Origin of the sequence: Sphingopyxis sp., from assembly GCF_050725655.1 — a bacterium.
In the GTDB taxonomy this organism is placed as follows: domain Bacteria; phylum Pseudomonadota; class Alphaproteobacteria; order Sphingomonadales; family Sphingomonadaceae; genus Sphingopyxis.
In genome coordinates, this window is the sequence record NZ_JBOHHT010000091.1 from 88,880 (window position 1) to 100,391 (window position 11,512).

An 11,512-nucleotide genomic window follows, 5' to 3' on the forward strand; every position below is an offset into this window, starting at 1 on the left:
ATGGGCGCGGGCGATGTCGTGTGTCCCCGGACAACCGCATCGACCGTGTGCGTGAGCGGCATTGTCGAGGGGTTATCCTGTGTTCAAAGTGATTTTCCGAAGTTCGATCTGCCTCGCCGCCGTTGCGGCATCCTCCGCTGCGTTCGCCGACGAGGCGTCCACCGCGCACGCCGCCGACGGCGACAGCATCATCGTCACCGCGACGCGCGCACCGCTGACGCTCGACGAGGTGCCGTCGTCGATCGCCGTGCTCGACAAGGAAGCGATCGACCGCGCGCAGGATATCGGCGTCACCGAACTGCTGCTCCGCACGCCCGGCATCAGCATTTCACGCAACGGCGGCTACGGCACGTCGACCTCGCTCCGCATCCGCGGCGCGGAATCGGAGCACACGGTCGTCGTGATCGACGGGGTGAAGCTCAACGATCCGTCGTCGACCAGCGGCGGCTTCAACTTCACAAATTTGCTCGCCGGCGACATTTCGCGCATCGAGGTGCTGCGCGGCCCGCAGTCGATTTTGTGGGGCAGCCAGGCGATCGGCGGCGTCGTCAACGTCGTCACGGCTTCGCCCGAAAAATCGCTCGAAGGCAGCTTCGACCTCGAGGCTGGGTCGCGCGAGACGGTCAGCGCGCGCGCCGCGATCGGCGGCCGTACGGGCCCCTTGAGCTGGCGCGTCGGCGGCCAGCGCCTCACCACCGACGGCATTTCTTCGCACGCCAAGGCGTTCGGCGGGGTCGAGCGCGACGGCTATCGCAACTATAATCTTTCGGGCCGCGCCGAACTGGCGCTCGCCGATAATATCAGCGCCGAGGTGCGCGGCTATTATTCGAGCGGCCGCGTCGAATTCGACGGCTTCAACACCGACAGCAACGACTATGGGCTCAACAAGGAGTTCGTCGGCTATGCGGGGCTCAATTTCGACCTCGCCGGCGGGCGGTTCCGCAACCGCGTCGCTTATGCCCATACCGACACCAACCGCGACAACTTCAATCCCGACCGCGCGCGTCCGCAGAGCTTCGAGGCCGACGGCCAGAACAAGCGCTGGGAATATCAGGGCAGCTTCGATGTCTCCGATCGCATCACTGCGATCTTCGGGGTCGAGAATGAACGCTCGGACTTCCGCAGCCGTTCGCCATCGGCATCGCTGGCAACGCCGCTTCCGGCTTTTGTGCGCGGCAAGGCCGAACTCACGAGCGCCTATGGGCAGCTCAGCGTCGAGCCGATCGACGGGCTGACGCTCAATGGCGGCGTCCGCTATGACGATCACGACCGCTACGGTGGCCAGACGCTGTTCGCTGCCGGCGGCGTGTGGCGCCTGTCGACCGGCACCGTGCTGCGCGCCAGCTATGGCGAAGGCTTCAAGGCGCCGTCGCTTTATCAGCTGTTCAGCGAGTACGGAAATGTCGGGCTCGACCCCGAAGAAGCGCATGGCTGGGAAGCCGGCATCGAGCAGCATCTGTTCGACGGCAAGTTCGTCGTCGGCGCGAGCTGGTTCGACCGCACGACGACGAACCAGATCATCTTCAACAGCTGCTCGTCGCCCTCGACCGATCCGCTCTGCACGGTGCCCGGCAGCAGCCCGGCCACACCGCGCTTCGGCTATTATCTCAATGTCGCGCGTAGCGAAGCGCATGGGGTCGAGGCGGCCGCGGCGCTGACGCTCGGCGGGCTGACGCTCGACGGCAATTACAGCTGGATCGTCGCCGACGACCGCTCGGAAGGCACCGCCAATTTCGGCAAATGGCTGCCGCGCCGCCCGCATAATACCGCCAACGCCTCGGCAAGCTATGCCTTCGGCTTTGGGCTCGAACTCGGCGCGGCGGTGCGCTGGTCGGGCAAGAGCTATGACAATGCGAGCAATGCGACGCGGCTCGACGATTATACGCTCGTCGACCTGCGCGCCGAATATGCGCTGTCCGACGCGGTGAAGCTGTTTGCACGCGCCGAGAATATCTTCGACGAGCAATATATGACGGCGTTCCGCTATGGCTCGCTTGGCCGCAGCATCTACGCCGGCATCCGGGGGCGCTTCTGATGGCCGCGCTGTCGGAGCGCGGCGCGTCGGCGCTCTGGGTCTCGCTGCTGACGGCAGCGAGCACCGCGACGACGCTCGCGCTCGCATGCGCGACCCCCTTTCCGGCGCTTGCGGCGCTCGCGGCGGTGCATATGCGCCGCCAGGGCGGTATCGCGCTCATGCTGCTCGCATGGGCGGCGAGCCAGTTCGTCGGCTTTTTCCTGCTCGGCTATCCGCGCGATGGAAGCACCCTCGGCTGGGGCGCCGGGCTCGGCACCGCTGCGGTGGGGTCTGCGCTCGCAAGCTATGCGGCGCTGCAGGCGCTCCAATACCGCTCGGTCGCGGCGCGGCTCAGCCTCGCCTATGCGGCGGGTTTCACTGCGTTCAAGGGCATCATCCTCCTATGGTCGCTCGTCCTCGGTGGGCTGCACACTGCGATGGCGCCCGACCTGCTCGCCGAACAGTTCGTGCGCAACGGCGCGATCCTGATCGGGCTTTATGCCCTGTATCGCGCGCTCGTCGCGGTTGGCGTCCCGGCGCCCCCGCAACCGGCGGCGATGGCATAATGCTGACGCGCGTCGACCCGGGTCCCGCGGTGGTGGTGTGCAACAGCTGCCGCCACAGCCGCGAGTCCCGGGACGACGCCGAAGGCATGCGCGGCGGTGCGCGGCTCTTCGAGGCCCTGCAGCGCCTCAAGGAGCAAGACCTGCGTTACGCCGGCATCGCGGTGCAGGAAATGGCATGTTTTTTCGCATGCCAGGATCATTGCACCGTCCATCTGCGCGCGCCCGATAAGGTCGGCTATGTCCTCGGCCGGTTTCAGGGCGATGCGGAATCGGCGCGTGCCATCCTCGACTATGCGGTCCATTATGCCGAAAGCGAGCATGGCCGCGTCCCCTTTTCGCTTTGGCCCGAAGGCGTCAAAGGGCATTTCATCACCCGCACCCCGCCGCCAGGATTTGTCGCCGAATGACCAGCTTTCCATCGCTCGAGGCTTTCGAGTCTGCTCTTGCCAATCTGCGTGAGCCAAGCGCCGAAGCGGCAGCCGACGCGCGGGTACGGCAGGCCGAACTGACCAAACCCGCCGGATCGCTGGGGCGGCTCGAGGATCTGGCGATCTTCTTCGCCGGCTGGCAGGGCAAGGCGCGGCCACGGATCGCCCGCGCCCGCGCCGCCATTTTCGCCGGCAACCATGGCGTCACCGTCCACGGTGTCAGCGCCTTTCCGCCGAGCGTGACCGCGCAGATGGTCGCCAATTTCGCAGGCGGCGGCGCCGCGATCAACGCGCTGGCGGGCACTGCCGGGCTGGAACTGACGGTCGTCGCGCTCGATCTCGACCGTCCCACCGCCGATTTCACCGTCGATGCCGCGATGAGCGAGGCCGATTGTCTCGACGCGCTGAACCGCGGCGCGGCGGTGGTCGACGCCGACCTCGACCTGCTCGTCCTCGGCGAAATGGGGATCGGCAATTCGACCGCCGCCGCCGCGCTGTGCGCGCGCAGCTTCGCCGGTGTTGTGGCGGGATGGGTCGGCCCCGGCACCGGGGTCGATGGCCACGGCGTCGCGCGCAAGGCCCAGGTGATCGAACGTGCGCTCGCCTTTCATATCGATGCGCCACGTTCGCCGTTCGAGACGCTGCGCCGCGTCGGCGGGCGCGAGATCGCGGCGATCGCGGGCGCGATCCTGTGCGCGCGCCGACTCGGCATTCCAGTGCTGCTCGACGGCTTCATCTGCACCTCGGCCATCGCACCGCTCGCGGCCGAAAACCCCGCGATCGCGGACCATTGCGTCGCGGGCCATTGCTCGGCCGAGCCGGGACACAAGCGTCTGCTCGACCTGCTCGGCCTCGCCCCCCTGCTGTCGCTCGATATGCGGCTCGGCGAAGGCAGCGGCGCTGCGGTCGCGGCGAACATCATCCGCAGCGCGCTCGCCGCGCACGACCAAATGGCGACCTTTGCCGAAGCGCAGGTTTCGGCGTCGTTGTGACCGCCTTCGCGCTCCATCTGCTGCGCCACGGCGCCCCCGAAACGCCGGGTTTGCTGATGGGACGCACCGATGGCGCGCCGACCCCCGAAGGCATCGCGGCTTGCGTGGCGCAAGCCCAAACCCTCGGCATCGAGCGCCTGATCGCATCCGACCTTCGTCGCAGCCGCGCGGCGGGCGAAGCGATCCGCGCGGCGCTGGGCGTGCCGCTCCTCATCGATCCGCGTTGGCGCGAACTCGATTTCGGCGACTGGGACGGCAAAGCGGCGGGCGCCATCGACCGCGACGCGCTCGGCCGCTTCTGGAACGATCCCGATGCGTGTTCGCCCCCCGGCGGCGAACGCTGGTCGGCGCTCGCCCGGCGCGTGTCCGCCGCGATCGGGGATCTGGCACCCGTTCCGACATTAATCGTCACCCACGGCGGTGCGATGCGCGCCGCGCTCCATGCGCTGTGCGGGTTCGACCAGCGCCAACTCTGGACGTTCGACCTGCCTTACGCCGCGCGGCTCTCGCTCCGCCTGTGGCCGGGCGAGCCGACCAGCGCGCAGATCGCGGGGCTCACTCCATGAAGGGGCTCATCGTCGCGATCCAGTTCCTGACGCGGCTGCCCACGCCGCGTATCGCGGTGTCGAGCGACGAATTCGCGGCATCGATGCGCTGGTTTCCCGCGGTCGGACTGATCGTTGGCGCGCTCGTCGCCGGCGCGGGCTGGGCCGGCGCACGGATCGATCCGTGGACGGGCGCCTTGTGCGCACTCATCCTCTGGGTCGCGGTGACCGGTGCGCTGCACCTCGACGGGCTCGGCGATATCGCCGACGCGAGCGGCGCGGCGCACAAGGACCGCGAACGGCTGCTCGCGGTGCTCGGCGACCCGCATGTCGGCAGCTTCGCGGTGGTGACCATCGCGCTGCAACTGATCGCCAAGCTCGTCCTGCTCCACGCACTGCTCGACCGCCAGATGTTTGCCGCGATTGCGCTGATCCCATTCGCCGCGCGGATCGGCCCGCTCGTCTGGTCGCGCGCGCTTCCCGACCTCCACGCGGGGCTCGGCTCGCGTTTCCGATATGCCGTGCGGCCGGTGGACTTCGTCATCTGGGGCCTGCTGCTTGTCGCCGCGGCATGGTTGTCGCCCTCGCTGCTGATCGCGCCCTTGATCTTCCTCTTCTGGGGAAGGTGCCTGCTGCGCATGATCGGCGGGATTTCGGGCGACGGGCACGGCGCGGGGATCGAGGTGACCGAAAGCCTGCTGCTCGCGGCGGCGCTGTTGTTGGCGCATGTTGCATGAGCGGCCCGTGGACCTGGCACGGCGGCGGGCTCGAAGCCGCGAAACGCGAGTTCGGGACTGGCGACTGGATCGACCTGTCGACCGGGATCAGTCCGCACCCATGGCCCGGTCCCGCCACGATAGCGTTCGACTGGCAGCGCCTGCCCGACCCCGACGCACTCGCGCGGCTCGAAGCCGTTGCCGCCGTCTGTTTCGGCGTCGACGCCCGCCATGTCTGCGCCGTACCCGGAAGCGAGATCGGCCTGCGCCTGACCGGGACGCTGGTGGGCGGCCCCGCACGGCATATCGCGCCGAGCTATCGCACCCATGGCGAGATGGTCGCGGGAAGCGCGCCGCTCGCCACTGAAGCGGCACCGGGCTACGACGGCACATTGATCCTCGCCAACCCCAACAATCCCGACGGCCGCGTGACCAGCGCCGCGACGATGCAGGCGCTGCTGGACCGGCGCGGACTCGGCGGCTGGCTGTTGGTCGACGAAGCCTTTGCCGACACCGATCCGGCCACGAGTATCGCGGCGCTGGTCGATGACGGCCGGAGGCTGATCGTCTTCCGCTCCTTCGGCAAATTCTTCGGCCTCGCGGGCGTGCGGCTCGGCTTCGTCCTCGCGCCGCAGGCCATCGTCGCGGCGCTGCGCGAACGGCTCGGCGCGTGGCCGCTGTCGGCCGCGGCGATCGCGATCGGCACCGCCGCCTATGCCGACCGCGAATGGATCGCCGCCGCGCGCCGCCGACTCGCCGATGAAGCCGCCGCGCTCGATACCCTGCTGACGCGCCAAGGCCATCGGCCGACCGGCGACTGCCCGCTCTTTCGCCTGATCGAGGTCGACGACGCGCAGGCACTGTTCGAACGGCTTGCGCGGCGGGCGATCCTGACGCGGCCCTTCGCCGAGCAGCCGCATTGGCTGCGCATCGGCCTGCCCGCCGACGCCGGCGCGCGCACGCGGCTCGAAGTGGCGCTCGCCGATGGCTGAGCCGATCGCGCTCACCGCGCTCGCGCTTGACGCCGCGTTCGGCTGGCCGCGCGCGCTCTATCGCCGCATCGGCCACCCCGTCGGTCTGTTTGCGCGCATCATCGACGGTTGCGAGGCACGGTGGAACCGTCCCGGATACAGCTTCGCCTTGCGGCGCGCGCTCGGCATCCTGACCCTGCTCGCCCTGCTTGTCCTCGTTGCCGGCTCCGGCTGGGCGCTTCAGCACCTGCTGCTCGCATCGCTCGGCGGCTGGGGCTGGATCGGCGTCGCGATCCTCGCGTGGCCCGCGCTCGCGCAGCGCAGCCTGTTCGATCATGTTCGCACGGTCGGCGAGCGGATCGATGCGAGCGACCTCTCCGGCGGCCGAACCGCGGTCGGCATGATCGTCGGTCGCGACACCGCTGAACTCGACGAAAGCGGGGTCGCTCGCGCCGCGATAGAAAGCCTCGCCGAAAGCTTTTGCGACGGCGTCGCCGCGCCGCTCTTCTGGCTGCTCCTCCTCGGCCTGCCGGGCGTGTGGGCGTATAAGACGGTGAACACCGCCGACAGCCTGATCGGCCACCGCGAGGAGCGCTGGCGCGCCTTCGGCTGGGCCGCAGCGTGTTTCGACGATCTCGCCAACTGGATTCCGGCGCGGCTAGCGGGTCTGCTGCTGTGCCTCGCCGGAGGCGGCGGGTGGCGTGTCCTGTGGCGGGACGCGCGCAAACATGCCTCACCGAACGCCGGCTGGCCCGAAGCGGCGATGGCGGGTGCGCTGGGGCTTCGGCTCGCAGGCCCGGTCGCCTATGACGGCGTCATGCACGACAAGTCATGGATCGGTGATGGGGCCAGCGAGGCGGGCGGCGACGAAATCGACCACGCACTCGCCGTCTATCTGCGCGCCTGCCTGCTGCTGTGGTTGATTGCGGGGGGCGCCCTATGGCTGCGCTGATGTTGCAGGGCACCGGCTCCGACGTCGGCAAGTCGGTGCTCGTCGCGGCGCTGTGCCGCGCCCTGACCAACCGCGGCCTTCGCGTCCTGCCCTTCAAACCACAGAATATGTCGAACAACGCAGCGGTCACGAGCGACGGGGGCGAGATCGGACGCGCGCAAGCGCTGCAAGCCATTGCCTGCCGGGCCGAACCGCACAGCGACATGAACCCGGTGCTGCTGAAGCCGCAGGCAGACCGCACATCGCAACTCATCGTCCACGGCCGCGTGCGCGGCACGCTCGGCAGCGGCAATTTCCGCGAAGCGCGCGGTGCACTGATGGCCGAAGTGCTCGAAAGCTATGGGCGCCTTCGCGCGCAGAGCGACATCGTCGTCGTCGAAGGCGCCGGATCGCCCGCGGAGATCAACCTGCGCGCGGGCGACATCGCGAACATGGGCTTCGCGCGCGCCGCGAACGTGCCCGTCGTGCTGATCGGCGACATCGACCGCGGCGGCGTGATCGCCTCGCTCGTCGGAACGCGCGCGGTGATCGACGCCGAAGACGCCGCGATGATCCGCGGCTTCCTGATCAACAAGTTCCGCGGCGACCCGGCGTTGTTCGAGGACGGCTATCGCGAGATCGAGCGGCGCAGCGGGTGGCCCGGTTTCGGCGTGATCCCCTGGCTGAGCGCTGCATCGCGCCTGCCGAGCGAAGATGCGGTGATCCTCGAACGCCCCGCCGACCCCCGCGAGGGCCGCAAGATGATCGCCTGCCCGATCCTGCCGCGCATTGCGAATTTCGACGATCTCGACCCGCTCAAGCTCGAGCCCGGGGTCGAGATCGTGATGGTGCCGCCGGGCCGGCCGATTCCCGCGGAGGCGGCGATCATCGTCCTGCCGGGATCGAAGGCGACGATCGCCGACCTCGCGGCGCTGCGTGCCGAGGGCTGGGACATCGACATCAAGGCGCATCACCGGCGTGGCGGGCTGATCGTCGGGCTGTGCGGCGGTTATCAGATGCTCGGGCGCCGGATCGCCGACCCGCTGGGGATCGAAGGGACACCTGCCGAGGTCGAAGGGCTCGGTCTGCTCGATGTCGAAACGATCCTTTCGCCCGCCAAGACGTTGCGCCACGTGCAGGGAACCGCATTGGGTGCAGCGGTGAAGGGATATGAAATGCATATGGGCGAAACCAGCGGCACCGTCACAGAACAGCCCTTCGCGATGCTGATGGACGGTGCGCGCGACGGCGCGACCAATCCCGAAGGCAATGTGATCGGATCCTATCTCCACGGCCTGTTCGCTTCGCCCGACTTGCGCCGCGCGTTGCTGGCACGGATCGCCGTAACGGGCAGCGGACGCGATTATACGGCTGACGTCGATGCTGCGCTGGACGACATTGCGGCAGAGTTTGCGGCGCACGTCGATATCGATGCGATGCTGCGGATCGCGGGGATCGCCGCATGAGCGGATCGTCGCTGTTTGTGCTCGGTGGCGCGCGCTCGGGCAAGAGTCGCTATGCGCAGGCGCGCGCCGAAGTCGCGGGCGGAAATCCCGTCTTCGTCGCGACCGCCGAAGCCTTCGACGACGAAATGCGCGACCGGATCGCGCGCCACCGCGCCGACCGCGACGCGCGCTGGACCACCGTCGAGGCGCCGCGCGATCTGCCCGCCGCCATCGACGCTCTGAACAGCGAGGGCGCAATAGTGCTTGTCGATTGCCTGACACTCTGGGTCTCGAACCTGCTGCTCGCCGATGCCGACATTCCGCTCGCCAGCCGCCAATTATGCCATGCCATCAGCCGCTTCGAAGGACGGCTGATCCTCGTAGCCAACGAAGTCGGCCTCGGCATCGTACCCGACAATGCGCTCGCACGGGCGTTCCGCGACGCGGCGGGGCAACTCAACCAGTCGGTCGCCGCGACGGCAGAGGAAGTCGTGCTGCTGACCGCCGGACTGCCCCTCACGCTCAAGCCGCGCGGGGCCTGAAGCGCCGCTTTCCCAAAATATGCTGAATGCTACGTTTACTATCGTCATGAAGCATATCCTCACGCCGCCCCGGCAAATCGGGCCGCATGAGAAAGCATGCCCATCTTGTCGCTGGCGAGTCGCGGTGGTTTCCTGTCTCGGTTGCCCTTGCCGCTGCGGCGCTGACGCCGTCTGCCGCCCATGCCTCATCGAAGCTGTTCAACGCCAAGGCGTTGGCGGACAGCAAGGCCGCATGCCCCGTCGCGGCGAGCCATGCGCCGCCGGCTAAGGCCGACATGTCTCGCGCCATATTGGGCGGAGCGCCGAGCGCGCTCGACCGGATTCGGGCCGACCAGCTGGGGAGCGAGGCACCCGGGACCGCCGCCCCTCTACCGATCACCGCCAGCCTCGACGCGTTCCCCGTTCGGCAGACGCTCGAGCCCGCCAGCCGCACCCCGATCGCTTTCTCTTCCGAAGGCTGCGGTGCGCCGTCGATTTTCGCTCCGCTCGCCGAAGCCGCCGAATATGATCCGGCCGCCGAACTCGGCACCCGGGCGATCCCGGTCAAGCGCACACGCTTCGATGATCGCTGGGACCATGTCCGCCGCGCCGCGCCCGTCGGGCTGATGCAGAGCAAGCTGCGCCGCGCGAACGCTTCGCCGGGGCTGAACGAGCAGGATCTGCTCGCCCGCGTCAACCAGTGGGTCAATCGCGAGATCACCTATGTGAACGACGACCGCAATTACCGGCAGCGCGATTTCTGGGCGACCGCCGAACAGACGATCGCGCGCGGCAGTGGCGATTGCGAGGACTTCGCGATCCTGAAGATGCAGATGCTGCGCGCCGCGGGAGTCGATGCCGAGCGGATGAAGCTCGTCCTCCTCCGCGATCTCGCCGCGAACGCCGACCACGCCTTCCTGCTCGTCCAGACCGATGCCGGCAAGGTCGTGCTCGATAATGTGACCGACCGCCTTTACGACGGCAGCCAGTCCAATGCGGTGCGACCCGTGTTGTCGTTCAGCGAGAACCGGCGCTGGGTGCATGCCTATCGCGGCACGCAGCCATCGCCGAACTTCGCCGCGATCCCCGCGTCGCAAAAATCCTATACGCTGGCGCTGAACAATCAGCGCTCGGTGAGCGCCGACCCGCTCACCTTCAAGACCGGCTTCAACAAGTAGCTGAGCACCGACTTCTTGCCGGTCACGATCTCGACATCGCATAGCATGCCGGGGGTGATCGGCAGCCGGCGGCCGTTCGACACGAGGAATGCGTTGCTCGTTTCGACCACGACGGTGAAATATGCCTGCCGTTCGACCTCGTCATAGATGCTGTCGGCCGAGACACGGACAACCTTGCCGTTGAGCCCGCCATAGATTGAAAAGTCATACGCGGTGACCTTGACGTTCGCGGGGTCGCCGACCTTTATAAAGGCGATGTCGCGCGGGGTGACGCGCGTTTCGATCAGCAATTTATCACCCAGCGGCACGACCTGCATGATCTGTTCGCCCGCGTTCACAAAGCCGCCAACGGTGTTGACGAGCAGGTCGTTGACGACGCCGCGCGTCGGCGAACGGATCTCGGAGCGCGCCAGCCGGCCTTCGGCGCCGCGGATCGTTTCCTCGTTGACCGCCATCTTGGTCGTGAGCTGGCTGCGTTCGTTCAAGGCTTCCTGCTGGAAATCGAAGCGCGCGCGCGACACTTCGGCGCCCGCCTCACGCACCGCCGCCTGCGACCGCGAAATCGCCTGGCGCGCCGCGGCGAGGCGGCCCTGAATATCGACGACTTCGCGCTGCGCGGTCAGCAGTTCGGTCTGCGGCACGACGCCCTTTGCCGCGAGCGGCGCGAGCATCGCGACCTGTTCGCGCGCGAGGCTCAGGCTGCTTTCGAGTGACGAGGCGGTCGCCTGCGCTTCGCCCATATCGCGGCGGCGCTGCTCGACGCTGGCGGACAGCGCCGCGAGCTGGCTTTGCAACGACGAGCGCCGTACCTCGGCCAGCCGCATTTCGTCGCCGCAGCTTGCGCCGGTGCACCCTGCCCCGCCGCCTTCGCTGGCGAGGCGCGCGGCGCGCTGCCCCAGCCGCGCATTCTCGGTTTCGAGCTGGCCAAGCTCCGACTGCGATGTCGTGTTGTCGAGCCGCACGAGCAACTGGCCCTTTTTCACCGTCTGCCCCGAGCGGACGAGGATTTCGCGGATCGTCGACGGTTCGGCCGACTGGATGATCTGCACCTTCGACGACGGAATGACGCGGCCCTGTCCGCGCGACACTTCGTCGACGCGCGCGATGCTCGCCCACAGCAGGAACAGGACAAAGCCCGCTGCCGCCGCGACCATGATCTGTTCGCTTCCGCGGAGACGCTGCCAAAATTTCACGATTCCCATGCG

General features: G+C 68.1%; 12 protein-coding genes. 11 read left to right on the top strand and 1 reads right to left on the bottom strand.

Annotated elements, in window-relative coordinates:
- The first annotated feature begins 79 nt into the window (after nt 1-79).
- The 11 genes from ACREBX_RS14165 to ACREBX_RS14215 all read left to right on the top strand — a co-directional run bounded on the left by ACREBX_RS14165 (nt 80) and on the right by ACREBX_RS14215 (nt 10,307).
- Entirely contained in the window at nt 80-2,035 is a 1,956-nt protein-coding gene (locus ACREBX_RS14165; RefSeq protein WP_431562387.1) for a TonB-dependent receptor plug domain-containing protein, read from the top strand.
- Complete coding sequence (locus ACREBX_RS14170; RefSeq protein WP_431562388.1) at nt 2,035-2,580, top strand: hypothetical protein; 546 nt, start codon at nt 2,035-2,037, stop codon at nt 2,578-2,580. Before ACREBX_RS14165 ends, ACREBX_RS14170 begins: the two co-directional genes overlap by 1 nt.
- Nucleotides 2,580-2,987 carry a DUF1636 domain-containing protein gene (locus tag ACREBX_RS14175; protein WP_431562389.1) on the top strand — a complete coding sequence of 136 codons (408 nt, stop codon included), beginning with the start codon at nt 2,580-2,582 and terminating at the stop codon, nt 2,985-2,987. Before ACREBX_RS14170 ends, ACREBX_RS14175 begins: the two co-directional genes overlap by 1 nt.
- Entirely contained in the window at nt 2,984-4,000 is a 1,017-nt protein-coding gene (cobT, locus tag ACREBX_RS14180) for a nicotinate-nucleotide--dimethylbenzimidazole phosphoribosyltransferase (RefSeq protein ID WP_431562390.1), read from the top strand. Before ACREBX_RS14175 ends, cobT begins: the two co-directional genes overlap by 4 nt.
- Nucleotides 3,997-4,566, top strand: coding sequence for a histidine phosphatase family protein (locus ACREBX_RS14185; protein ID WP_431562391.1), 570 nt, complete (start codon nt 3,997-3,999; stop codon nt 4,564-4,566). Before cobT ends, ACREBX_RS14185 begins: the two co-directional genes overlap by 4 nt.
- The gene (locus ACREBX_RS14190; protein ID WP_431562392.1) at nt 4,563-5,282 is read left to right on the top strand and encodes an adenosylcobinamide-GDP ribazoletransferase; all 720 of its coding nucleotides are present in this window, start codon (nt 4,563-4,565) and stop codon (nt 5,280-5,282) included. The genes ACREBX_RS14185 and ACREBX_RS14190 overlap by 4 nt, the downstream gene beginning before the upstream one ends.
- Nucleotides 5,279-6,253 carry a threonine-phosphate decarboxylase gene (locus tag ACREBX_RS14195; protein ID WP_431562393.1) on the top strand — a complete coding sequence of 325 codons (975 nt, stop codon included), beginning with the start codon at nt 5,279-5,281 and terminating at the stop codon, nt 6,251-6,253. Before ACREBX_RS14190 ends, ACREBX_RS14195 begins: the two co-directional genes overlap by 4 nt.
- On the top strand, nt 6,246-7,184 hold the full coding sequence (cbiB, locus tag ACREBX_RS14200) for an adenosylcobinamide-phosphate synthase CbiB (RefSeq protein ID WP_431562394.1): 939 nt from the start codon (nt 6,246-6,248) through the stop codon (nt 7,182-7,184). Before ACREBX_RS14195 ends, cbiB begins: the two co-directional genes overlap by 8 nt.
- Nucleotides 7,172-8,629: a cobyric acid synthase gene (locus ACREBX_RS14205; RefSeq protein ID WP_431562395.1), complete on the top strand. Its 1,458-nt coding sequence runs from the start codon at nt 7,172-7,174 to the stop codon at nt 8,627-8,629. Before cbiB ends, ACREBX_RS14205 begins: the two co-directional genes overlap by 13 nt.
- A complete protein-coding gene (gene cobU, locus ACREBX_RS14210) occupies nt 8,626-9,150 on the top strand; it encodes a bifunctional adenosylcobinamide kinase/adenosylcobinamide-phosphate guanylyltransferase (RefSeq protein WP_431562396.1) in 525 nt (174 codons plus the stop codon). The genes ACREBX_RS14205 and cobU overlap by 4 nt, the downstream gene beginning before the upstream one ends.
- 86 nt (nt 9,151-9,236) lie before the next feature.
- Nucleotides 9,237-10,307 (top strand): transglutaminase-like cysteine peptidase, encoded by a 1,071-nt coding sequence (locus ACREBX_RS14215; RefSeq protein WP_431562397.1) that lies wholly within the window; start codon nt 9,237-9,239, stop codon nt 10,305-10,307.
- Here ACREBX_RS14215 and ACREBX_RS14220 read toward each other — a convergent pair.
- Nucleotides 10,253-11,509 carry an HlyD family type I secretion periplasmic adaptor subunit gene (locus ACREBX_RS14220; protein WP_431562398.1) on the bottom strand — a complete coding sequence of 419 codons (1,257 nt, stop codon included), beginning with the start codon at nt 11,507-11,509 and terminating at the stop codon, nt 10,253-10,255. The genes ACREBX_RS14215 and ACREBX_RS14220 overlap by 55 nt on opposite strands.
- Nucleotides 11,510-11,512: the final 3 nt, after the last annotated feature.